The sequence below is a fragment of the Photobacterium sanguinicancri genome (genome assembly GCF_002265265.1).
Lineage (GTDB): Bacteria > Pseudomonadota > Gammaproteobacteria > Enterobacterales > Vibrionaceae > Photobacterium > Photobacterium sanguinicancri.
Genome location: NZ_NOIF01000068.1, coordinates 1 through 23,784, shown reverse-complemented (window position 1 = coordinate 23,784; position 23,784 = coordinate 1). Strand labels below are relative to the sequence as shown.

General features: G+C 42.4%; 20 protein-coding genes. 5 read left to right on the top strand and 15 right to left on the bottom strand.

Going from position 1 to position 23,784, the window contains the following annotated elements; all coding sequences use genetic code 11:
• Positions 1 to 152 precede the first annotated feature (152 nt).
• The 9 genes from ASV53_RS11970 to ASV53_RS11930 form a co-directional block, all read right to left on the bottom strand.
• Positions 153 to 2,024, bottom strand: a complete 1,872-nt coding sequence (locus ASV53_RS11970) for a sensor domain-containing diguanylate cyclase (RefSeq protein ID WP_094957245.1) — start codon at positions 2,022 to 2,024, stop codon at positions 153 to 155.
• A gap of 357 nt (positions 2,025 to 2,381) precedes the next feature.
• Complete coding sequence (locus ASV53_RS11965) at positions 2,382 to 3,833, bottom strand: bifunctional 2-methylcitrate dehydratase/aconitate hydratase (protein ID WP_094957244.1); 1,452 nt, start codon at positions 3,831 to 3,833, stop codon at positions 2,382 to 2,384.
• A gap of 68 nt (positions 3,834 to 3,901) precedes the next feature.
• A complete protein-coding gene (gene prpC, locus ASV53_RS11960) occupies positions 3,902 to 5,062 on the bottom strand; it encodes a bifunctional 2-methylcitrate synthase/citrate synthase (RefSeq protein WP_094957243.1) in 1,161 nt (386 codons plus the stop codon).
• A 102-nt stretch (positions 5,063 to 5,164) separates the two neighbouring features.
• Entirely contained in the window at positions 5,165 to 6,034 is an 870-nt protein-coding gene (gene prpB / locus ASV53_RS11955) for a methylisocitrate lyase (RefSeq protein ID WP_094957242.1), read from the bottom strand.
• Between the two features lie 77 nt (positions 6,035 to 6,111).
• Positions 6,112 to 6,777, bottom strand: a complete 666-nt coding sequence (locus ASV53_RS11950; RefSeq protein ID WP_094957241.1) for a GntR family transcriptional regulator — start codon at positions 6,775 to 6,777, stop codon at positions 6,112 to 6,114.
• Positions 6,778 to 7,100: 323 nt separating this feature from the next.
• Positions 7,101 to 7,766: a lipocalin-like domain-containing protein gene (locus ASV53_RS11945; RefSeq protein ID WP_062690594.1), complete on the bottom strand. Its 666-nt coding sequence runs from the start codon at positions 7,764 to 7,766 to the stop codon at positions 7,101 to 7,103.
• 194 nt (positions 7,767 to 7,960) lie between these two features.
• A complete protein-coding gene (gene prc, locus ASV53_RS11940) occupies positions 7,961 to 9,961 on the bottom strand; it encodes a carboxy terminal-processing peptidase (RefSeq protein WP_094957240.1) in 2,001 nt (666 codons plus the stop codon).
• 17 nt (positions 9,962 to 9,978) lie between these two features.
• A complete protein-coding gene (proQ, locus tag ASV53_RS11935) occupies positions 9,979 to 10,623 on the bottom strand; it encodes an RNA chaperone ProQ (RefSeq protein WP_094957239.1) in 645 nt (214 codons plus the stop codon).
• A gap of 111 nt (positions 10,624 to 10,734) precedes the next feature.
• Positions 10,735 to 11,193, bottom strand: coding sequence for a free L-methionine (R)-S-oxide reductase MsrC (locus ASV53_RS11930; protein ID WP_094957238.1), 459 nt, complete (start codon positions 11,191 to 11,193; stop codon positions 10,735 to 10,737).
• A gap of 83 nt (positions 11,194 to 11,276) precedes the next feature.
• On the opposite strand from ASV53_RS11930, the gene ASV53_RS11925 reads away from it, so the two are divergent.
• The 5 genes from ASV53_RS11925 (at position 11,277) to ASV53_RS11905 (ending at position 19,538) form a co-directional block, all read left to right on the top strand.
• Positions 11,277 to 13,109 carry an ABC transporter ATP-binding protein gene (locus ASV53_RS11925; protein WP_062690693.1) on the top strand — a complete coding sequence of 611 codons (1,833 nt, stop codon included), beginning with the start codon at positions 11,277 to 11,279 and terminating at the stop codon, positions 13,107 to 13,109.
• A gap of 90 nt (positions 13,110 to 13,199) precedes the next feature.
• Complete coding sequence (locus tag ASV53_RS11920) at positions 13,200 to 14,393, top strand: paraquat-inducible protein A (RefSeq protein ID WP_094957237.1); 1,194 nt, start codon at positions 13,200 to 13,202, stop codon at positions 14,391 to 14,393.
• Positions 14,377 to 17,001 carry an MlaD family protein gene (locus ASV53_RS11915; protein WP_094957236.1) on the top strand — a complete coding sequence of 875 codons (2,625 nt, stop codon included), beginning with the start codon at positions 14,377 to 14,379 and terminating at the stop codon, positions 16,999 to 17,001. The genes ASV53_RS11920 and ASV53_RS11915 overlap by 17 nt, the downstream gene beginning before the upstream one ends.
• A gap of 165 nt (positions 17,002 to 17,166) precedes the next feature.
• Positions 17,167 to 18,597 carry a 16S rRNA (cytosine(1407)-C(5))-methyltransferase RsmF gene (gene rsmF, locus ASV53_RS11910; RefSeq protein WP_062690592.1) on the top strand — a complete coding sequence of 477 codons (1,431 nt, stop codon included), beginning with the start codon at positions 17,167 to 17,169 and terminating at the stop codon, positions 18,595 to 18,597.
• A gap of 347 nt (positions 18,598 to 18,944) precedes the next feature.
• Positions 18,945 to 19,538 carry an FMN-dependent NADH-azoreductase gene (locus ASV53_RS11905; protein ID WP_094957235.1) on the top strand — a complete coding sequence of 198 codons (594 nt, stop codon included), beginning with the start codon at positions 18,945 to 18,947 and terminating at the stop codon, positions 19,536 to 19,538.
• 115 nt (positions 19,539 to 19,653) lie between these two features.
• Here ASV53_RS11905 and ASV53_RS11900 read toward each other — a convergent pair whose 3' ends face one another.
• The 6 genes from ASV53_RS11900 to ASV53_RS11875 all read right to left on the bottom strand — a co-directional run bounded on the left by ASV53_RS11900 (position 19,654) and on the right by ASV53_RS11875 (position 23,666).
• Positions 19,654 to 20,007, bottom strand: coding sequence for a YajD family HNH nuclease (locus ASV53_RS11900; protein ID WP_062690590.1), 354 nt, complete (start codon positions 20,005 to 20,007; stop codon positions 19,654 to 19,656).
• A 119-nt stretch (positions 20,008 to 20,126) separates the two neighbouring features.
• Entirely contained in the window at positions 20,127 to 21,062 is a 936-nt protein-coding gene (locus ASV53_RS11895; RefSeq protein ID WP_062690589.1) for an alpha/beta hydrolase, read from the bottom strand.
• Between the two features lie 308 nt (positions 21,063 to 21,370).
• A complete protein-coding gene (locus tag ASV53_RS11890) occupies positions 21,371 to 21,730 on the bottom strand; it encodes a phasin family protein (protein WP_062690588.1) in 360 nt (119 codons plus the stop codon).
• Between the two features lie 80 nt (positions 21,731 to 21,810).
• Positions 21,811 to 22,455, bottom strand: coding sequence for a phasin-related domain-containing protein (locus tag ASV53_RS11885; protein ID WP_094957234.1), 645 nt, complete (start codon positions 22,453 to 22,455; stop codon positions 21,811 to 21,813).
• 266 nt (positions 22,456 to 22,721) lie between these two features.
• Complete coding sequence (locus tag ASV53_RS11880) at positions 22,722 to 23,003, bottom strand: polyhydroxyalkanoic acid system family protein (RefSeq protein WP_062690692.1); 282 nt, start codon at positions 23,001 to 23,003, stop codon at positions 22,722 to 22,724.
• Between the two features lie 117 nt (positions 23,004 to 23,120).
• On the bottom strand, positions 23,121 to 23,666 hold the full coding sequence (locus ASV53_RS11875; protein WP_094957232.1) for a lecithin retinol acyltransferase family protein: 546 nt from the start codon (positions 23,664 to 23,666) through the stop codon (positions 23,121 to 23,123).
• Positions 23,667 to 23,784 lie beyond the last annotated feature (118 nt).

Sequence of the window (23,784 nt, the reverse complement as noted above, 5' to 3'; positions counted from 1 at the left end):
GCATTAATTACACTTGGATTTTGACAGCTCTGGAGGATCGTTCAACCGATCATATTTACGCTAACTGATCGGCATTACCTAATGACAAGGGGCTTTATTTTAGGACGAGACAGAGGTTTATATTTAAAGCTAAATTAGCAAGCAACTTAAATTTAACCACATTCTTTATTCTTTTCTTCCATCGCTATCAATTCTAGATGCTCATCACAAAGATAGTAACGGCAAGGCCCACTCCCCATATCATGCAAACAGACTTTTTTAGGCTTATTTTTTTTCGACCTATACAATGCGTTATCCGCTAAAGAGATAACACTATCAAGCTCACCTGTTACAGCCGCAAAACCCACACTCACAGTGTAAGTCGCTTTTTTACCATTAAAATGTACCTCTTGTTGGCTCAAAGCTAACCGTAAATCTTGAAGTTGTGTATCCGCAGCTTGGTATGAACTAGCAGCAAACAGGATAGAGAATTCATCGCCACCATACCGAGCAATGATAGCCTGATCAGGCATGATCTCTTTCAATTTTCCTGCAACAGACAAAATCACTTGGTCACCAAATAAATGGCCTAGCCCATCATTAATCATCTTAAAGTCATCGATATCCAGCATCGCTAAATAATAACCAGTATATTTTTTACTTATTACTTGCTGAATATGTGAGCGGAGATAGTTTTTGTTCATTAGGTTCGTCATTTGATCTTTATCTTTGATCCGCTGTCTTAATAGCACATGATTTAACGCCCCCTGAGCATAAACACGGTAGATATTAACAAACCAAGGTAGTAGCGCAGGCGCCCCCAATAAGTAGGCAATGCCTTGCAGCTGATCATTATTAACAAGAGGCACTCGAAACACGGCACGCGTTGGTGATATATGACGCGCGATAAGATCATCTCTATTTACTGTCGAAATGCGCATAGATTGTCGTTTATCAGGGGGAAGACATTGCTCGACCTCCTCTTGCGGGTATATATACTTTTTACTAACATCTGTATATTCACGTAGATCTTCGTTATATGTAAACAACACAACGCTTTCACAAGGGACGAGATCTTTAATCACGGTATTAAGCTTTTTATTTAGGGTTACTAGATCATCAACCTCTGTCAGTTGCCTACCATTAATATGGACTCGTTTTGAGATTAAATTAATCAGTATCATGATCCCGATAACACAGAATAAAGTAATGCTCACTGCACCTAAATTAAAAGCTTGAGAGGTAATGTCTTGGGTAATCGTGCCCGATAATAAAATCCAACCAAATGCATTCTGTGCATCATAAACACTAAACTTCCAGCGCATCTTGTACATATACCCATCAACGGCACCTTGCGTTTCGCCTTGCTTTATCTTGTTAACCAACTCGGGTGATACACTGACAGATAGCGTACCAATACGTGAATGGTCAGGGTGCATAATAACCTGGCGACTATGCATATCAACGACATAAACATAGCCATTTTCCATTGTTTTCAGTAAGGCTAGTTGCTTATATAGCTCAGTAACGTCGGTTTCCAACAAAATATAGGCAAGCTGCTGATTTGCCATTTCGATCACTTTAACAACCGTAACACTCCATTTATCCGTTGTGCGACTCATATAAATCGGCGATATATAACTTTCTCCGATTATCGTATCAGGGTTATACCATGGGCGATTTTCCATTTTTTTTGCCACATTATGCACTTCAATCCCTTTTGTAGCGAAATAACTGCCTTGTGAATAAATACCAACCTCTGAGAGATTTTTTTGATTCGCAATCAATGCGTCCCCCATAGCAAGGTAGTCATCAAAGGCGACATCACGCACCAGTATTTGTCCTAATAAATACAAGTGATTTTCAACAGCATTAAAATGCACTTTTAAATATTCATTTGCGACTGAGACATTATCTTTAGCTTGTTGGTAAGCAGCTTCACGGCTCACTTTTAGGTCAGAATACCCGACATAAGACAACGATAAGAAAACGACAACAATTAACGGGATAATTGTTTGTATTAAATGCTTCGGCTTTATATCCATCAATAAGAGCTCTTGGTAGTTATAATAACCACCGATTTTGAAAGGGTAAATATTAGTTATTAACCCAATTGTATATTAACCTACCGTGCAACATATTGTTGTATATCAGCTTTGTTGACACAGAGCACATTAAAGCTTGCTAATCGTATCTGGCTTGGGCAACGCTGTTCACTAAAAAGGAATGATCGCTGTATTGATTATGTGGACATATCTACAACTCACGGAATTAAAACTAAAACGCCCAATCGAGTAGATTGGGCGTTTTAATCGGTAAAGCGACTAGTGATAGTCCCGCAATGCTAAACAACCATGCGAACAACTACATAAACAACGCTGAATACAACAACGGATATTTCATTAATTAATAGCAAACATCGCCATGAACTCATTCACAGGCGTTGACTCTAACTTGGCTTGGTCACTGCATAATTCGAAAATAGATTGGCTGGTTGCAACTGGGAAACGGGTCTGCAAATTACGGACAAACTTACGTTCTAATACAGGTATTCCTTCTTGGCGACGACGGCGATGCCCTATTGGGTATTCAACGGCGACTTTCTCGGTCGAAGTACCATCCGTGAAGAACACTTGGATTGCATTAGCGATGGAACGTTTATCGTCTTCAAGGTACTCTGCGCTGTAACGCTTATCTTCCTGTACTTGCATTTTTTCACGCAGTATATCAATACGGGGATCACCGCGATGAAAATCATCTTCATAATGCTCGGCAATTAAATCACCATGAATCAATGGCACCGCAATCATGTATTGTAAGCAATGATCACGATCGGCAGGATTGGCCAAATCACCCACTTTTGAAATAATGCGAATAGCAGATTCATGCGTGGTAATTTCAATCCGCTCAATCTCATCAAGACGATCTTTTACATCTTGATGCAGCACCACCGCGCACTCAACGGCAGTCTGAGCATGAAACTCAGCAGGGAATGAAATTTTAAACAGCACATTTTCCATCACGTAGCTATCAAACGGCTGATTAACTTTAAACTGCTCGCCTTTAAACTGGACATCGTAAAAGCCCCACTGCGGCGCTGTTAATACCGATGGTAACCCCATCTCGCCTTTCATGGTGATCATGGCCAGTCGGACTGCGCGAGAAGTCGCATCACCCGCAGCCCATGATTTGCGTGACCCCGCATTAGGTGCATGGCGATAAGTACGAAGTGAACAACCATCAACCCATGCTTGTGAAACGGCATCAATAATTTGGTCACGGCTACCACCGAGCATTTTAGTAACAACCGCTGTGGAGGCAACACGTACTAATAACACATGATCTAAACCTACACGGTTATAGCTATTCTCTAATGCCAGTACCCCTTGAATTTCATGGGCTTTGATCATCGCTGTTAATACCTCGCGCACAGTAAGAGGCGCTTTACCCTCCGCAACAGCAACTCGACTCAGGTAATCGGCAGTCGCAAGGATCCCGCCAAGATTATCTGAAGGGTGTCCCCACTCTGCTGCTAGCCAAGTGTCGTTATAATCTAGCCACCGTATAATACAGCCGATATTAAATGCTGCCATCACAGGGTCGAGTTCATGCGATGTGCCCGGCACACGTGCACCATGCCGTACTGTTGTCCCTGGTACAATTGGACCTAAATGTTTAGTACATTCAGGAAAGCGTAACGCTAACAAGCCGCAGCCTAACGTATCCATCAAACAGTTTCGTGCGGTGTTATAGGCTTCTGTTGAATGAATATCACTATTAGCGACATAGTCTGCGATCTTTACCAACAATGCATCGGGGGCGGGACGTTCATTAATATCTACGTTCATGCTCATGTTTTATCCTTTCTAATCCTTTAGTTTTATCTGCTGTGATCTTATCTATTGAATTTCCACACCGCGCTTTAGTCTCGCTCTTCAATGGGCAACCAATCTTGATGCTCTGGCCCTTCATAATCTGCACTTGGGCGAATGATTCGGTTATGCGCGCGTTGTTCAAAAATATGCGCAGCCCAACCCGTGACTCGACTCATCACAAAAATAGGCGTGAATAACTTAGTAGGAATACCCATGAAATGGTAAGCAGATGCATGGAAAAAATCGGCATTAGCAAACAGTCCTTTCTCACGCTTTAGCACTTCTTCAACACGCACAGAAATATCGAACAATTGTGGATCTTTCGCATTCTTCGCCAGCTTGCGCGACCATTCTTTGATTAGCGCATTTCGTGGATCAGATTCGCGATAAATAGCATGGCCAAACCCCATGATTTTATCTTTGCCATCCAACATAAACATGATGCCTTGTTCAGCATCTTCAGGTGTTCGCCATTGTTGGATCATCGCCATTGCGGCTTCATTTGCCCCACCATGCAGCGGCCCTCGTAACGTACCAATTGCTGCCGTCACACAAGAATGAAGGTCTGACAATGTCGATGCACAAACGCGTCCAGCAAAAGTGGATGCGTTAAATTCATGCTCTGCATATAAAACAAGCGAACAATGCATCACTTGTTTATGCATTGCAGACGGTTTTTTATCAGTGAGCATTTCAAGGAAATAGCCACCAATACAAGGTTCTTTACTCAATGCAGTGTCGATGCGTACACCATCATGGCTAAAGCGATACCAGTAACAAATAATGGCGGGAAACATCGCCAGCAAAGTGTCTGTTTTATCTTGCTGTTGGCTAAAATCGGTTTCTTGATCCAAGTTACCTAACATAGAGCAACCCGTGCGCATCACATCCATAGGGTGTGCAGTGGCAGGTATAGCTTCTAACACTAGCTTGAGTGCATCAGGCAAACCTCGCTTTGCAATCAACGTCTGCTTATAATCATCCAGCTCTTGCTGATTAGGTAGTTTTCCTTTCAATAATAAATAGGCAACTTCTTCAAATTCAGCATTGTGTGCCAGATCAGTGATATCGTAACCGCGGTATGTCAGCCCAGTTCCCGTCTTACCCACTGTACATAATGATGTTGTTCCCGCACTTTGACCACGCAGTCCTGCACCACTAATGTGACTACTGTCCTTTTCTATATCAGCTACGGCGAGCGTTGGCATAGCAAACTCCTTTTGTCGATTACGTTATGAATACATAAATTTCACTGCACAAATGAAATTAGAGAACGAATTAATGACTTACTTTCTGCCCTTCTTTCTAGGCTATTTTTTTGAGAATAACTTATCGAGTGTTTCTTCATACTGGTGATAACCCAAGAATTGATAGAGCGCTTCTCGGGTTTGCATTGCATCAACAACCTGCCGCTGATGACCGTCATCTTTTAGATGCTGATAGACATTAAGCGCAGCTTGGTTCATGGCACGAAAAGCACTAAGCGGGTATAGCACCATATCAACACCACATTCTGCTAACTCTTCACCTGAGAATAATGGCGTTTGCCCAAATTCGGTTATGTTCGCTAAAATAGGCACATCAACTGCTGATGAAAACTGTTTATATTGATCTAACGTGTTTATCGCTTCGGGGAAAATCATATCGGCCCCCGCATCAATACAAGCAACAGCGCGTTCAATGGCAGCATCCATCCCTTCGACTGCTAAGGCATCTGTTCGTGCCATCACGACAAAATCACTGTCTGTTTTTGCGTCTACACAGGCCTTGATCCTATCGGCCATTTCTTGCTGACTCACAATGGCTTTATTAGGCCGATGACCACAGCGTTTTTGCGCAACTTGGTCTTCAATATGTACCGCTGCGGCACCGGCTTTTTCAATTTCTCGAATAGTACGCGCTATATTAAATGCACCACCAAAACCAGTGTCTATATCGACTAACAGCGGCAGTGAAGAGGCTGCCGTCACCCTGCGAACATCTTCAAGCACATCATTCAAGGTGGTGATGCCTAAGTCAGGCAAACCGTATGACGCATTGGCAATACCGCCCCCTGATAAATAGATCGCTTGATGCCCTACTTGCTCTGCCATCATTGCGCAATACGGATTTATTGCCCCTACTATTTGCAGTGGATTATTTGTCGCTACCGCGTGTCGAAATCGCTTTCCGGGTGTCATGATGCTCTCTCCTTGTCATCACTTAAGTGAAAGTCTGTCTCTAAACCTGTGATTAGTCTTACTCACAGGCATTTAATTTATTGTTCTATCAGCAGCTGTTGCTCTATTAATTGGCGGCTTCGCATAATGTGGCGGCGCATTAACATTTCGGCTAGTTCACCATCGCGTTCTTTTATTGCAGCGAGGATCTGAGCATGTTCACTCAAGGCTTGGCTTGGGCGAGAATGCGCTCGTGGGGATTGATAACGATACATGCGCAGTAAATGATAGAGCTCATCACACAGCAGACTTATCAGTTTGGAATTTCTACTGGCTTTGATGATCCGATAATGAAAATCAAAATCCCCTTGCTGATGGAAATAAGAAGCGCCTTCAACCTTTTCGATATGTTGATGATGGGTCGTTAATAAGCGCTGTAATCCTTCAATTTCTTCATCAGAAATATGAATGCAAGCAAGTCGTGCTGCCATTCCTTCTAAGGCTTCACGCACTGCATAAATTTCAATGAGCTTCTCTTGGCTCAGTTCGACAACTCGTGCGCCAACATGCGGCACTCGCTCAATGAGCCTTAGCGCTTCAACCCGCATCAAAGCCTCACGCAATGGCCCTCGGCTTACACCAAAAGTATTAGCAAGATCGGATTCTGCAATTTTACTGCCTGCGGGATATTCACCATTAACAATGCATTCAATCAACCGTTCTGTCAGATCCTCTGACTTAGTCAACTCTTTCACCGTAACCACTACTGCTATCCTTTTTACTAAACGCTAATCAACACAGCCTCTCGACAAAGATTGTCGACAATCAGCCCAACTAAAAACAAAAATAGTCAGATATCGCATAAAATACAAATAAATTGTAAACAAAAGGTTAACTTCGTGTTTTTGTTGTCAATTCGATGCTAAAAAGCACCTAACCATTTTTACTTATATCAGTTAGTAAAAGGAAAATAAAAAACGCCGAACCACATATGTGTTTCGGCGTTTGATTCAATAAATAAAGCGTTCTACTTTATGATACTAGATCACGATCGAAATTGAGTTTATTGTCGATTCTTCGTGCTATATCAATACTCTCGCTGCATTATCGCTTCCATACCAAACTGCTTATTACTTAATGTCAGCGTATTATCCGCCCCTAATTTATACTGGCTTTCATGCTGACCATCTTCATAAAGTAGGACGATATTATTGTCTTCAAGATAGTAGATACCACGGTGTTCTTTCATCTTCCCGTCAGTGCCTTTAACCTCTACCGAGAATAAGAAATCAGGGCGTAACAGAATAGATAAACCAGTAATATGTTCATCTACATCACTTCCCGATATACGAGAGGCATGCCACTGTCCAGGGAGGTTCTCTGGTGCCAATTTAGTGAATCGTGCACCATCGAGTACAAACTGATTGTAGCTAAGCATGTACGAGTGCAATTGTTCGGGTTGGTCACTCGACCGAAATATTATGTTTGTTTCATCGACATCGTATTGACCTTTCCACTGATCAACCGAGCCGTCGGCCCGCAGTAAACGCACAACAAAGTCATAGTTAGACGTAAACTTAATATTCATCGCTGTATAGCTTTCACCTTCGCTTTCTATACCTTCATCGTTAGTACTAAACCAATACCAATCACCAAGTAATAATGGATAATCAAACTCTGTTAGCTTTTCAGCAGCAACTTGGAAACTCCAAGTACTGATGAACAATGCAAAAGTGACGAGTAATGTTTTCATAGCACGACCTCACAAAACGAACGCTTATATAAAACCCTAGTCCTGATTGTTAGATCGAACACAAACTTTCGAGATAAATCACATTTTAGTTAGCGTTATCTCATCGCTGATACAAATTTATTGCATAGCACCTGCATAAAAAAACGGCCCTGATATTGCTATCAGGGCCGTTTCATTGTCTTGTTCAGATAACGTTAGCTTTGCGTATTGGTTAAATCCACAGTGATGGCCACTGCTTCATTTAAGTACGCATCGGGCGCTTCATAATCTTTTGGCACATCGTCCAGTGAAGCAAAAGGTTTTTTACCTATCGCCTTCTGGCGTTTATTCAAACGAGCTAAACGATCATGGTCATCTTTGTCTTGTTCTGCAATTCGCGTTTTTTCATTCAGCGAGATTGTTTTAATATCTTTCTCAGCTTGATACTTCGAAATATCATCAAGAATGAAACCAAATTCCATATCTTTCTGAATACGACCTTCATGCTTAGTAGATAACGACGGTAATACCGAAGAGAAGTTATCAACTTTCTGGTAACCCGCAGGTTTAATGCTATCCCAAGGTAATGCGTTATCTTCGACACTCTCACCTGTATCTGCAGGATCGATCGCCGTTGGGAAACTAATATCAGGAACAACACCTAGATTTTGCGTACTACCACCGTTGATACGGTAGAATTTCTGAATCGTGTATTGAACATGGCCAAGTGGCTTATCGAACAAATCATAAATATGGTTTAATGAACGATGCTGTTGCACTGTACCTTTACCAAATGATTGTTCACCCAATACCACTGCTCTACCGTAATCTTGCATAGCCGCTGCAAAGATTTCAGATGCCGATGCACTGTAACGATTCACTAATACCGTTAATGGGCCATCAAAATAAACGCGATCATCAGAATCACCGTTCACTTTCACGCGACCATAACTATCACGAACCTGTACAACAGGGCCCCCATTAATAAACAAACCCGTTAATGCTGTAGCCTCTGTTAGCGCACCACCACCATTGTTTCGTAAATCAATGACAACACCGTCGACTTGCTGATCATTCAGTGACGCAAGCTCTTTTTTAGTATCTTCAGACAAGCCAACGTAGAAACTTGGTACTTCAATCACACCAATTTTCTTACCGCCTTCAACTTTAACTTCTGATTTTACCGCTCGGTCTTCTAAACGAATTTTGTCACGCGTAATAGTGACATCGTAACTTTTGGCATTTTTGCTTTCAGGTAAGATCTCCAGAATAACCTTACTACCTTTCGGTCCTTTGATTAACTGAACAACATCATCAAGACGCCAGCCGATAATATCGACAATATCTTTACCTTCCTGACCAACACCAATAATGCGGTCACCAGCAGTTAACTGTTTAGATGAAGATGCAGGACCACCAGCAACCAGTGAACGAATCACAGTATAATCATCGACAACTTGTAATACCGCACCAATACCTTCTAGAGAAAGGTTCATTTCCGATTGGAATTGTTCAGCATTACGTGGCGATAGATAACTGGTGTGCGGATCCACTTCACGGGCAAAAGCATTCATGTAGATCTGGAACACATCTTCGCTATGCGATTGTGTTAGACGTTTAAGAGCGTTGTTATAACGCTTCCCTAATGTCTCTTTGATCTCTTTCCACTCTTTACCTGCGAGTTTTAGATTCAATGCATCATATTTAACACGCTTACGCCAAATTTCGTTCAGCTCATTACGGTCTTTTGCCCATGCTAATTCAGAGCGATCAATTGTAATGCTTTCATCGGCATCAAATTTGATTTCTCTATCAAGCAAAGACAACGCGTATTGGTAGCGATCGAATCGACGTTGAAGTGTTGTATTAAAAATATTGAAAGCAGCTGATGAATCACCCGATTTGAGCTGATCATCAAATTGATCTTCCCACTTATCAAAAGACTGAATGTCAGATTGCGTTAGGAAACTGCGATTGAAGTCCAACATTTTGACGTAACGGTCAAACATGCTAGCTGAGAATTGATCATCAAGTGCAAATTGCTTGTAGTGTGAACGTGTAAAACGCGATGCAATACGCTTACTAGCTGTCGCATGTTGTTTTTCAGCAGTTAACTGCGGCAAGTCACTTAATGAGTATTTAGCCTCTAGGGCTTGCGCTGATGCTGCCAGCATCATGCCGGCAGCGATCAGTGAGAAACGGAATCGACATTTCATACGTCGAGCATTCTCCTTTACGAACGCAGGTGCTCCGCTTTAACAGCCATAGTTAGACCATTACTCAAACGTACACGCACATCGTCCTTATTGATTTCAACGATAGTTGCCGGCATGTTGCCGGTACCCATGTTCACATTTACATCTTTGCCAACTTTAACTTCGTCAGCGTTTAGAGCACGGGTTGTTTCAACAGGCTTTTTATCTAGCTTAGTCGTTTTTTGCTTAGTGTTCTTTGGTTTAGCTGAATTTGTGCGATTTTTTTTCGCTTTAGCTTCACCTTCTTTAGCAACAGCGGCTTTCGCAACTGCTTGCTCTTTACGACGAGCACGTACTTTTGCTTTGCTTTCTTCTAGCGCTTTTTGTGCATGGTCAATATGCTCTTGCTCTAGCTCACCGCATGCGTTGCCATCTAGGTCTACGCGGTTTGCGCCAGCTTTGGCACCATGAAGGTAACGCCATGAAGAAGTGTATTGACGTAAAGCTGTACGTAATAATGTTTTGCTTACTTTAGGGTCGTCGCTTAGACGCGCAGCTAGATCTTGAAAGATACCAATCTTAAGTGGTTTAGCTTCACCTTCAACAGAGAAACATTTCGGGAAACGCTCAGCAATGTACGCAATAACTTCTTTACTGTTCGTTAACTTTTCAGAGTTTTCCATGGATTTTCCTGACTTAAAGCGAGACCATCTCGCTGTTAGTGCTTTGTTCAAAAAGAAATAGTTTGCGCTATTATAGTTACCTAGCGTTGAAAAACCACCGAAAGCATGAAATTAGAGGTGTTTTTGTAGCGCATTAATGAAAGAAACAAGACCCTCTTCATCAAATTGGTCAAATCTTGACAAGATAGGGCTGTCGATATCAAGCACGCCGTACAATTCGCCACCAATTCGGAACGGGATCACAATTTCAGAATTACTCGCAGCATCGCACGCAATGTGCCCTTCAAACTGATGAACATCATCAATGCGTTGAACTGTGTCTTCTGAAATAGCAGTACCGCACACCCCTCGCCCTACCGGAATACGTACACAAGCCACTTTTCCTTGAAATGGACCTAATACTAACTGCTCGCCTTTTAACAAATAAAAGCCAACCCAGTTAATATCCTCTAACTCCATGTTGAGTAACGCACTAATATTAGAGAGGTTAGCAATGACATCTGGCTCATCTTCTATGATAGCGACAGCTTGTTTTGTTAAACGATTATAAAACGCGAGTTTATTTTCCATGGCTTACTCCTTCTTTAGCCGCTAGAATGTGAATCTTGTTAATAATAGGAATCATTATCACCGTGAAAGATTCTGTAAATCAAATGATTAACTGGTCTTGGCTATTAAAGCAAGCAAAACGTCATCGACCACGATTAATTGCCGCTAACCTTATCGCTATCGTTGCAACCTTGGTTAGTGTTCCTATTCCACTATTAATGCCATTAATGGTGGATGAAGTATTACTTAATAAACCAGCCAATGGCATTGCCTTCTTAAACGCCTTTTTACCTGAATCTCTTCAAGAGGCTGGCGCTTATATTATCCTTGTACTTGTCATGATCGTTATCATGCGCATTATTAGCCAAGTCTTGAACATCCTACAAAGCCGCCAATTTACCTTGGTAGCTAAAGACGTAACTTACCTACTCCGTCAACGCTTGATCGATAAATTAGGCCGTATCAGTATGCGGCAGTACGAAGAACGCGGCAGCGGCGGTATTACATCGCACTTAATTACTGATATTGAAACCATTGATAAATTTGTTGGCGATACACTCAGCCGATTCTTAGTGAGTTTACTAACGCTTATTGGTACCGCGAGTATTTTGCTTTGGTTAAATTGGCAGTTAGGCTTATTCATCTTATTGGTGAACCCGATTGTTGTTTACGCTTCGCGTCTAATGGGTAGCCGTGTTAAGAACCTTAAAAAACAAGAAAACCAAGCATTTGAAAAATTCCAGCAACGCTTAGTAGAAACTCTTGATGGTCTGTATCAGCTGCGAGCCGCTAATCGTGAGAAAGAATTTTTAACGCAGTTAAAATCAAGTGCCGATGAGATTCGCCACAATGCAGACAAATACGCATGGCAATCAGAAGCTGCTGGACGTGTTTCATTCCTATTGTTCTTAGTCGGATTCGAATTATTCCGTGCCGCAGCCATGTTAATGGTGATATTCAGTGATTTAACGATTGGACAGATGTTCGCTGTTTTTGGTTACCTTTGGTTTATGTTAAGTCCGGTCCAAGAGTTACTCGGGATTCAATTTGCTTGGTATAGCGCTTCGGCTGCTATGCAACGCCTCAATGGCTTGATGACATTGGAAGAAGAAGTCCGCCCTGTAGCGACCGTTAACCCGTTCACCCCAAACCAAGCTTTATCGATAGATGTGCGTGATGTCCATTTTTCTTATGATGACGATAAAGAAGTCTTACGTGGCCTAAACTTAACGATTCCAGCCGGAAAACGCGTCGCATTAGTTGGAGCATCAGGTGGTGGTAAATCAACCCTTATCCAGCTGCTATTAGGTATCTACCAAAAAGACTCTGGCGACCTATTGATCAACGGTGAGCGCATTGAAGATGTCAGCTATGAGGCATTGCGTGAAAAAATGGCCGTCGTTTTACAACAGCCCGTTCTATTTAATGACACACTGAGGCATAATCTGACATTAGGTGCTGAATATAGCGATAGTGACCTATGGCAGGCGCTTGAAATTGCACAGTTAACGGACGTAACTAAACGGCTTACACATGGTTTAGATACTGAGATTGGTCGCCAAGGTATTCGCCTTTCAGGTGGGCAACGTCAACGTCTTGCGATTGCAAGAATGGTTCTGGCAAACCCTGATTTTGTGATTTTAGATGAAGCAACATCAGCCTTAGATACCGCGACAGAAGCTGCTTTACATACGGCACTTAATCAATTTTTGCGAGATAGAACGACATTAATTGTGGCGCACCGTTTATCTGCCGTTAAGCAAGCAGATATAATCTATGTACTTGAAGACGGAAAACTCAGCCAAGCTGGTACACATGATGAACTGGTTCGAAAAGAGGGCCTATATCAAACCTTGTATGGTTCGATACAGTCATCCAATCACGAGCAGAGTGAAGATAATCAACCGCTCACTATAGCCAGCGTCAACGTAAAATAATATAGTGTTCTTTTAAACCGCTGCTTATGCAGCGGTTATTCCATTCTGGATAAGAATAATTTCAGAAAGACTTAAAGGATTAACCAACCCATGTCGACGGCTCGCCTGTGTCCAGGCTGTGACTTGCCAGTGATGCCTAACGTCGCCCTTCGTGGTCAGAGTGCTTACTGCCCTCGCTGTAAAACACGTTTATATAGAGGTGGCTTTACCCGATTTACGGGGGAGTTTGCTATTGCATTAGCCTGTTTAATTCTTTTTATTCCGGCACATATTTACCCCATGATCACTATCCGATTATTTGGGCAGATGATCCCAGCAACATTACCTGCAGGGACTATCACATTAGCACCTGAATTTCCGGCTGTTGCCTTTTTGATTTTATTTTGTAGCACCATAGCCCCTCTTTTAGTGACCTTGGCAGTCATGACTGCACAAGTAAGCTTAAAAATTCAGCACTTTCGGCTATTCAAATCTTCAATGTGGATCATCCAACATCTAAAACACTGGGCTATGTATGAAGTGTTTCTTGTCAGCCTTGGAATTTCTTGCTTTAAAGTTCAAGACTATGCTGACATTTATATTGGCCCGGGGTTGATTAGCCTTGTCATCCTTCAAATATTGATGCTGCTACTGCTTACACGGATCAGCCCAACTCGCTATTGGGAAGCATGGCAACCTGAAACAAATCATAATCCTGATGAGCTAGTGCATCACTGCCATTCTTGCCACCTAAGTCAAGGAGCGAACAGCCATTGCACACGTTGCCATAGCCCATTGCATGCACGCCTACCCCATTCGATTCAAAAAACATGGGCGTATTTAATTTCAGCGACTATTTTTATTTTCCCAGCGAACTTATTCGCTATTTCGATCTTTTTAAATAATGGTAAACGTGCCGAAGACACCATTTTTTCAGGTGTAGCTCACTTGATTAAAACGGGTATGCCCGGCATCGCAGCCATTATTTTTATCGCTAGTATTGTTGTGCCAGTCGCCAAAATAGTGGGACTTGCCTACATATTGTTGTGTATTCAGTTTAAACGTCGTATTCACCACCGCTTTCGTATGCGCCTTTTTAGGATCATTCAGTGGATTGGTAAATGGTCAATGATGGATTTATTCGTAATTTCCATCATGGTTGCCTTAATTGACCGAGGACAAATACTCGATTTCACACCAGGCCCGGGCGCTGTTTCATTCGGGATTGTGGTTGTGCTAACTATGTTTGCAGCAGAAAGTTTAGATTCGCGCTTAATATGGGATAACTATGAACAACGGAAATAACAATCAACCAGAACCAGTAGATATTCACCGCGATAGGTCGGTATCTCCCCTTTGGTTACTTCCTATTTTAGCCTTTGCCCTTGCTGGATGGCTGGTCTTTAAAGCCGTAAATGATGCAGGTCAGCGGATTCAAATTCATTTTAATGATGCGGCAGGTCTAATTGCAGGGCGCACAACAATTCGCTATCAAGGACTTGAAGTCGGCATAGTACGCGATGTAACGCTATCTGATGATCTCGAAAGTATTTATGTTGAAGCCGATATCTATCCAGAAGCCGTTCAAACACTCAATACTGGTACACGCTTTTGGCTAGTAAAACCGAAAGCATCTATTACTGGTATTTCAGGTTTAGACGCTTTGGTATCAGGTAACTATATCGCGCTACAACCGGGTGAAGGTGAAGCAACGCAAAGCTTTACCGCTCTCGATGGCCAACCGTCTGACACCCCGATTGGTGCAGGGCTGTCTATTCAGCTGCGAGCACCTGACTTAGGCTCAATCAGTATTGGTTCCCAAGTATTCTATAAGAAGATCCCTGTTGGTGAAGTGTACAACTACACCTTAAGTAACAATAATAAACGTGTACTTGTTGATGTGTTAATTCAGCCGCAATATGCCGATTTAGTTACCAATAAAAGCCGCTTTTGGAATGTCAGCGGTATGAGTGCCAACATCAACTTCAATGGCGTTGATGTTCAGTTTGAAAGTTTATCTGCCATGATCGCTGGTGCTATCGCTTTTGATTCACCTGATGAAGGTCGAGCTATTGAAGATAACCATTTATTCCGCTTATACCCTGACCTGAATACCGCTGGCCGTGGCATCGCGATTAAAGTTGAACTACCAGAAAACAGTAACATCAGCGCAAGCGGTGCTCCGATTGTTTATCGCGGCCTTCAAATTGGCCAAATTTCAGATGTTCGCCTTGATGAAGCACGCAGCAAAATCATCGCACACGCAGCGATTGAACCTAGCATGAGCGACTTACTGAACAGCGGTTCAAGCCTACTACTTGAAGAAGCTGAATTATCGCTCACTGGTGTCAAAAACATTGGTAACTTGGTACGCGGTAACTTCCTTACCCTTATTCCAGGTGAAGGCGAACCAAGTCGGTTATTTAAAGCAATCACCAAAGATGAGCTGCAAGAGAAACAACATGGTGTAGCCACTTTCGATTTATATGCTGATAGTAGTTTTGGCATCAAGCGTGGTACGAAAATTCTGCACCGTGGTATTGCCGTGGGCCGTGTAACCCATGTAAAACTAGAAAAAGACAAAGTGCGCTTTAGCGTTATTGTTAATACTGAATATACATCGCTTATTGGTTCAGCCAGTCGCTTCTATATAGATGGTGGCATTAAAGCTAATCTAAGCAGCAAAGGGTTAGATGTTAGCTTGCCACCGGCAGAACAGTTGATCAGCAACGGCATTAGTTTCACCAGTGGCGGCAGTAAGAAAATCGCGAAAAATTACACTTTATATAGCAGTGAACGCCTAGCAACACTAGCAGCAGAGACAGCAAAAGGTTTTGCACGCTTCACCTTAGTAGCAAACGAACTACCACCAGTTTCTGAAGGTAGCCCTGTACTCTACCGCAACCTACAAGTAGGTGAAGTTACAAGCTACGCATTAACTGCATCTGGCGTAACCTTATCGTTAAACATTGAAAATAAATACCGCCATTTAGTTACCCAAAATACGGTTTTCTGGAATCGTTCTGGCGTTGAGGTTGAGGCAGGTTTAAGTGGCGTAAAAATTACCGCCTCCCCTGTCGCAACATTAATTAAAGGCGGCGTCGCCTTTGATGATATTGATGGTGTTAGTAACAAACAAAATGGTCGCTTTAAGCTTTATTCAAGCTTAAAGGATGCTCGTAATTTCGGACAAGAAATCCAACTAACGGCAAGCGATGCTCGTGCACTTGCTGTAGGCACTGAAATCCGTTACCAAGGCATTGCCATTGGTAAAATTACGACTATTACGCCTAATTTCGACAAAGGGAATGTGAACATTAGCGCTCGCCTTTTCCCACAGTTTGCCGACGTTATCGCCCGAGCGGGTAGCTACTTCTGGATTGTGAAGCCGAAACTAAGCCTAACTGAAACTAAAAATTTAGACAGCTTGTTAAGCTCTTATATTTCAGTGGACCCTGGAAAAGGTATTAAACAGCAGACCTTTAACCTTGGCAGTGCTGAGTTATTAAACTCAGGGCTTACCGTGGTATTGGAAAGCGAGAAGCGTAATTCAATAAGCGAAGGGACACCGCTGCTTTACCGCGATATCCAAGTTGGCCAAGTTGTAAAAGTTAGCCTTGGTGATTTAGCCGATCGCGTAATGATTGAAGCACAAATAGAACAGAAATATCGCCATCTTGTTCGTAAAGATAGCGTGTTCTGGAATGTCTCTGGGTTTGATGTATCGATTGGCATTACTGGCGCAACCGTCAATAGCGGTACCGTCGATAGTTTGATCCGTGGTGGCATTGCCTTTGCGACACCAGAAGCTCACCCACTAGCACCTATTGCTAAAGCGGACTCACACTTCCTACTTCATAAACAGGCGAAGTCTGAGTGGAAAGATTGGCGCACTGCGATCCCGCGCGATTAACGGCATTCGCAAGAGTTAACTAATGATCTACTAAAAGGAGCATTTCGATGCTCCTTTTTTATTCCCTTAAACCTATTTACCTCATACTGCCTATTGCCATAGATGCTTAACGCTGTGATTTGATATACACTCTCGCCCATCAATGCCTGTTATCGAGATACTCCCTTGCATTCAAAAATCTATATCCCTGAAGACTTCATCGAACTTATTCGTCAAACCATGCCAGAAAACCTGAATATGGATGATTTTCTCGCCTGCTGTAAGACCCCACTTCGACGTAGTATTCGTATTAATACCTTAAAGATCAGTGTGGAAGACTTCCTAGCCCGTGTTGCGGACAAAGATTGGACATTAACCCCTGTACCTTGGTGTGATACTGGATTTTGGATTGAACGAGAAGATGAAAACACCGTCTCGCTTGGCAATACAGCAGAACACCTAGCTGGGCTTTTTTATATTCAAGAAGCCAGCTCAATGATGCCTGTTACTGCACTTCTTAAAAACAACGATCAATTAGATTGCGTGTTGGATATGGCATCAGCACCGGGTTCTAAAACCACTCAAATTGCTTGCGCGATGCAAAACAAAGGGGCATTAGTCGCCAATGAGCTAGCAGCAAGCCGTATCAAAGTGTTGCACTCTAACTTACAACGTTGTGGTGTGTATAACGCATCATTGACGCACTTTGATGGTTGTGTCTTTGGCGGGTGGGCACCTGAAGCATTTGACTCTATTTTACTGGATGCGCCTTGTTCAGGTGAAGGGGCTATTCGTAAAGATGAAGATGCAATGGCGAACTGGTCATTAGCATCTATCGACAGTATTGCTGAAGTACAGCGCAACTTGATTGTGAGTGCATTTCAAGCCCTTAAACCGGGCGGTGTGATGGTGTATTCAACCTGCACACTCAACCAAACTGAAAATCAGCAGGTATGTCACTTCTTGAAAGAGACCTTTGGTGATGCCGTACAGTTTGAACCATTGGATGACTTATTCGACGGGGCAGCACAATCGACAACAGAAGAAGGCTTCTTGCATGTCTACCCCCAGATTTTTGATAGCGAAGGCTTCTTTGTTGCCCGCATTCGAAAACTGACTTCGGTAGAGTCTCCTGAAGTCAAAAAACGTATGGGTAAATTCCCCTTCTCGATCTTGGCTGAAAAAGACAAACAAGATATTGCAGCAAGCCTTAAAGCAACGCTGGATATTACCCTACCGCACGAAAGCGATGTCTGGGTTCGCGACAAAGAACTGTGGTTATTCCCACAAAACTTAAAACCACTACTCACTGAAATTCGTTTTCAGCGTATGGGCATTAAGTTGGCAGAACAACATAAAAAAGGCTATCGCTGGCAACACGAAGCGATCATGGCCCTAGCATCAGGTCAAGAAAGCGTATCGGTTGATCTAACGGCGGAACAAGCTAAAGAGTGGTTTATGGGCCGAGACATTCGCCCAGAGGACCTTTCAGGTAAAGGGGAAGTCATCGTAAACTACCGAGATTACCCAATTGGCATTGGCAAATGGGTCGGCAACCGCATCAAAAATGGTTTGCCACGAGAAATGGTTCGAGACACCAATTTATTCGATATCTAATCGACTGTATTTAGGTTGATTCCAATTCTCATTGCTAAAACTGGTAAATTGTACTGCGTGAACTAACATTGATAGTGTAATTGATCTCCATTTACTAACCAGTTAGCGCAAGGCTCTCACGAGAGCCATTCCCCTAAGCCCGAGACAGGAGTCGTTTCGGGCTATTTTTTGCCTGTTACCCACCAACAGTCACCTTTGCAGTTCAGTTTTGAACAATAACTGCCAAGATATTTGAATACTCGTTCGATTTTTTTGAACAAGTTGACCAAGCTTTTGAGCTGTTTCTTCTCACACACAAAATCTATATTAATGCCTACGCAAAAAAGCATTTAATGTAGGAAAAAATAATGGCTAACGTTCTAGTTCTTAAATCAAGCATCCTTGGTGGCTATTCACAGTCAAACGCATTAATCGATCATTTATTAACAAGCTGGGAAGGTAAAACACAATCAATTATTGAGCGTGATTTAGCTGCAAACCCAGTACCAATGTTAGATGCAGATGTCGCGAATGCACTTCGTGGTGGTGACAATCTAAGCGAGAAACAGCAAGCTGCACTAGCAATGTCAGATCAGTTAATTGAAGAGCTACAGATCAGCGATACCATTATCATTGCTGCACCTATGTATAACTTCACTATTCCGACTCAACTTAAAAACTGGTTCGATTTAATTGCACGTGCAGGTGTTACCTTCTCGTACACAGAGCAAGGCCCTGTAGGCTTACTTAAAGATAAAAAAGTGATTGTTGTGACAACACGCGGCGGCATTCACAAAGGCGCAGCATCTGACACGCTTGTACCTTACTTGCAGAATATTCTTGGCTTTGTTGGTCTAGACAATGTTGAGTTTGTTTACGGTGAAGCTCTTGCGATGGGTGATGAACTAGCGTCACAATCAATCACCGACGCAAAAAGCACTCTAGCCCAGCTAAGCGCTTAATCATAGATTCAGATCGATAATACGATCCTATGGTAAAAACAAAAAACGAGGCCAAAAGCCTCGTTTTTTTATGATTGCATAAGAAATGAATTCTTTGCTTAAGTCTGTGTATGACTTATTTTTTCTTTTCCATCATCGCTTTTAAATCAGCGAATGGGTTAAACGTTGCCGCTTCATGGTCGTTTTCACCCGCTTTGACTACACTGCCTGACTGCTGATCATGCTCTGTGTATTTTTCATGCTCATGGTCATGACAAAACAAGCAAAGCAGTTCCCAGTTACTACCGTCGGCTGGGTTGTTGGTGTGGTCATGGTCAGCATGGTGAACGGTTAATTCACGAAGATTTGAATACACAAACTCGCGTGAACAACGGCCGCATACCCAAGGGTATAGTTTTAATGCTTTCTCTCGGTAGCCTTGCTCTTGACGTGCATATGCAGCACTAGTGCCGTTATAATCTGATGACATAAGTAACCCTGATAATCTGTAAATCCAACACTGCGAATTTACCGCAATTCACTACTAGATTAATAGTATTTCGCACATAAAATGTGGTCTTATACGCCATCGAACATGACAGCCAACTATTAACTCGCCTTTTTAGTGACACCGTCACTCTTTTTGAGCGAATCATTCATAAATTGTGATATCAATTTGATCGCTTCTTTAGCCTCGTTCAACTGGTAAAACAACGGGTACACATGTGGCACACCTTTAACTATATTCAGTGTCACGTCGCCTCCCGCTTCTCCCATTTTTTCTGCTAAACGGATCGCATCATCCATCAGTAGTTCTTCTGTTCCTGCAGTAACAAAACACGGTGGCAATCCATTTAGCTCAGCATAAAATGGTGAGATATCTGGATCGCAAGGGTTGTTATTACCTAAGTAATTATTCCGCATTAACAATAAACTGCTTAGGTCAAAAAATGGGTCATCTTTACTTTTCACAAAGGCCGACTCTCCTGTTACTGCCATATCAGTGACAGGTGATAACAACACAATGCCAGCAGGCATGCGCATTTTCATATCACGTAAACGTAAGAGCGTCGCAAGCGCGAGATTGCCCCCAGCAGAATCCCCTGCAAAAAGAATGTTCTGCGGCAGGTAACCTTTCACAAGTAGTGCTTGATATACGGCATAGCACTCATCTAAAGCCGCTGGGTACGGTTTTTCAGGTGCAAGGCTGTAATTAATCATCAAACCACGAGATTTGGTTTGTTGGGCTAATCGCCCCACAAAGGCGTTGTGAATGTTTGGGCTATAAAAGCAGAAACCACCGCCGTGAAAATATAATATGATCTTGTTACCACTACTTTTGGGCATGTCGACCCAATCGCAACCAACATTTGCAAATTTAGTGGGTGTTACGTCAAGGCCTTTTGGAGTCGAGATTAACGCTCCAAAATTATCAATATTTAAGATCAGCTCGCGCATTTCTAATGTTGAATTACAGCGAGCAAGTCGCTGTCGCATTACACGATAAAGTAACTTATTGAATGCACGATTACGCCAACTATCCATAACCACCACCTTAGTTCAGTATCAGTTGGCTCCTAAAAAGGAACAACCTTGATATAAACGTAGAAGCTCACAGCTTAGTTGGTCAATGACATCTACGAGACTCGTGACAAAAATAATACATTTTCATGTCATAAGTACGTTACATGACCCGCTTTTTCTTTGTATACCGTGGCACTTTTATGTTTGATAAATGCAAAAAAGAGGCACATGCATGGCTCACGTGCCTCTGAACCCTAACGTCGCTGAAACGCTAGGAAAAGACTACAGCTTCAAGGCTGGCATTCTCCGCTGTAGTCTTAAACTGGCAATTATTGTACTTCAGCCAGTTTTTCGACAGCTTCTGTTAGCTTGTCGATTTTATCATCCATACGCTCTAGTTTTTCACGGTCGACACCACTTAGACGGTAGAATAAATCATTCATGCCCGCTTCCACTTCGTCAGTCGCTTTTTCTGCATTTTTACCAATGCACTCTTTTGTTTCAATCTCAACTTCTTTTCCGCGCTCTACAAGCTCGTCAAAAACAGTTGTTGTTTTTTCGTTGATTTGTTGTGCTTCTTCAAGGGTGCGGCTGTATAAACCTAGGCCTGCAAGCCAAATGTTACGTGCAACACCTTCACCATTTTCTACGACATTTTTTGCCGCTTTCACTACTGTTTTATCGATCATTTTGCTATCCCCCTGCGTCAAGCGCTGGTTCTATGATTAATCAATACCAAAGCAAGCTGCCACTGCTTTAGAGTTAGAACTTATACTGGTTTTGCTGCTTCTTTCTGAGCTTCAACAGGTTTAGCTGTTGGTTTCTCAGGTGTTGCTTGAACCACTGGACGTGCTGCAATTACTGGTTTCACTTCCGTCACAGGTTTAACTGTTTCTTTTGGTGCTTCAGCAGGTTTAGTTTCTAGTGCTTTAGGCTCAGCGGCTTTCGCTGGCTTACGGCGTGCAACACTTGGCTTACGCGTAGTAGCCTTAGCTGCGGGCTTTTTTGCTTCCACTTTTTTAGCCGGCGCTTTTTTCGCGGCTTCCTGCTGACGAACAAGTAACTTCTCAATGGTGTCTGTTAGTTGATCAATTTTGTCATCAACTTGGTCTAGACGTTCATTATCTAAACCCACCAACTTTTGAACCACTTGATGTACACGTTCTTCAATAGCCACGGTTGTTTGGCTACGTGCTGTATGTACGCGCTCTTTCGTGGTTGATTCAACTTCACGACCGCGCTCAATTAGCTCATCAAAAAGGCTCATGCCTTTGCTAGAAATTTGATTAACTTCTTCAGCACTTTTTGCATAAGCGCCTAATCCAGCTAGCCAAATGTTATAGACCATGGCGTCACGCATTGGGCTATTCGCCACCTTGTTTGATTCGCCTGATGTACGTTTAAAGATGCCCATGAGTGTGCTCTCCTTACATGAATTACAACTGTTGTCAGCCAGTTGTTTCCCTGACTGCTTAACTACAGAATACGAATTTCAATTAGAGTGTTCTTACTAAATAAGAAATTTATTGTGGGCAAGATCAAATATTAAGGAGATGGCGATTTTTAGCGTGATATAGGGAGGAAAAGTGTATTTGCTTATAACTAATAAAACAAAAAGCAGCATGCTGATAAGACTAAGCATGCTGCTGATATAAGAGCCAGAGAGTATCGCAGTTAGTATTAGAAATCAGGCGTCAGGAGTTGATCTAAGCGCTGTACAATATTTTGCTCTATGGATGAAGAAAATAAACTCGCAGCGAAACCTAACCGTAGCTCTATCGTTATTTTTCCGTCTTCTGCTAACATAAAACCACGGGCTGATGAGTGGCGGATTTCTAACTTCTCATTATTCCACCCCCAGCGAATACCATATTCCTGCGCTAATTCTTCCGCGATGCTCTCAGATAAAGCGGCAATATGGTCAAACTGGTGGTCATGTTCTCGTTCAATAAAAATTGTCACAGTTGCTTCCATTCAGTCGTGTAACTACCAATAGTCTAACTAATTAAATACTTACTCAAACGGTATATTCGCTGGTAAGGCGATATACTCTACAAATTAGTTTAACTCTTTTCTGTGTTACAGGTCGGATCTCTTTAAATTTCTATTACGAAAAACGCCTTTGGCTATTGAACTTACCCACAACGCCCCACCCGCAGCAATTACCGCTCCTTTCATTGCTCTATGGTAGGGGCTTTTTTCTGAAGGCGACAAAAAACTACCAGCCAATATCCCTAGTCCAGCTATTTTTATAAAACGATTTTTTTCACCAACCACTAAATAACCGCCAAATGCGACAACCATCAGCCGTTGGAATTGCGTACACTCCACGGGTAAACCATGGGCTTGCCGAACAAACTGCTCACAATTCTGTGTAAAGATGTTATAGGGCGTACCAACGAACTTTTTAGCATGTAAGAATGCCAGCTTTGGGTTATCACTTGTGATTGAACTCACAATAACCTCACGTCCCTCTGCAAACTCATCGATTGTATCAAATTGAACTTGCCGACGTTTTTTAGAGTTATGTATTACTCCGCCTCTACCATCTGACATTCCATAATGCCAATATGATGTACAACGAATTTTTAAAACAGTTCCGATGGGATACGCTCTAGATTCCATGATTTGCCTTTAAACTCACTATCACGTAAAAAGTTTAGCTGTAAATTTCCACTTTCACCTCAGAACACCGTTTTGTCTCAATTTTAGGATTTTAATAAATCACAAATTTATTAAACAG

Bases quoted from the DNA above. Each gene is read 5' to 3' on its own strand.
- ASV53_RS11970 (WP_094957245.1), bottom strand. From the start codon at position 2,024: ATGGATATAAAGCCGAAGCATTTAATACAAACAATTATCCCGTTAATT.
- ASV53_RS11965 (WP_094957244.1), bottom strand. From the start codon at position 3,833: ATGAGCATGAACGTAGATATTAATGAACGTCCCGCCCCCGATGCATTG.
- prpC (WP_094957243.1), bottom strand. From the start codon at position 5,062: ATGCCAACGCTCGCCGTAGCTGATATAGAAAAGGACAGTAGTCACATT.
- prpB (WP_094957242.1), bottom strand. From the start codon at position 6,034: ATGACACCCGGAAAGCGATTTCGACACGCGGTAGCGACAAATAATCCA.
- ASV53_RS11945 (WP_062690594.1), bottom strand. From the start codon at position 7,766: ATGAAAACATTACTCGTCACTTTTGCATTGTTCATCAGTACTTGGAGT.
- prc (WP_094957240.1), bottom strand. From the start codon at position 9,961: ATGAAATGTCGATTCCGTTTCTCACTGATCGCTGCCGGCATGATGCTG.
- proQ (WP_094957239.1), bottom strand. From the start codon at position 10,623: ATGGAAAACTCTGAAAAGTTAACGAACAGTAAAGAAGTTATTGCGTAC.
- ASV53_RS11930 (WP_094957238.1), bottom strand. From the start codon at position 11,193: ATGGAAAATAAACTCGCGTTTTATAATCGTTTAACAAAACAAGCTGTC.
- ASV53_RS11925 (WP_062690693.1), top strand. From the start codon at position 11,277: ATGATTAACTGGTCTTGGCTATTAAAGCAAGCAAAACGTCATCGACCA.
- ASV53_RS11920 (WP_094957237.1), top strand. From the start codon at position 13,200: ATGTCGACGGCTCGCCTGTGTCCAGGCTGTGACTTGCCAGTGATGCCT.
- ASV53_RS11915 (WP_094957236.1), top strand. From the start codon at position 14,377: ATGAACAACGGAAATAACAATCAACCAGAACCAGTAGATATTCACCGC.
- ASV53_RS11905 (WP_094957235.1), top strand. From the start codon at position 18,945: ATGGCTAACGTTCTAGTTCTTAAATCAAGCATCCTTGGTGGCTATTCA.
- ASV53_RS11900 (WP_062690590.1), bottom strand. From the start codon at position 20,007: ATGTCATCAGATTATAACGGCACTAGTGCTGCATATGCACGTCAAGAG.
- ASV53_RS11895 (WP_062690589.1), bottom strand. From the start codon at position 21,062: ATGGATAGTTGGCGTAATCGTGCATTCAATAAGTTACTTTATCGTGTA.
- ASV53_RS11890 (WP_062690588.1), bottom strand. From the start codon at position 21,730: ATGATCGATAAAACAGTAGTGAAAGCGGCAAAAAATGTCGTAGAAAAT.
- ASV53_RS11885 (WP_094957234.1), bottom strand. From the start codon at position 22,455: ATGGGCATCTTTAAACGTACATCAGGCGAATCAAACAAGGTGGCGAAT.
- ASV53_RS11875 (WP_094957232.1), bottom strand. From the start codon at position 23,666: ATGGAATCTAGAGCGTATCCCATCGGAACTGTTTTAAAAATTCGTTGT.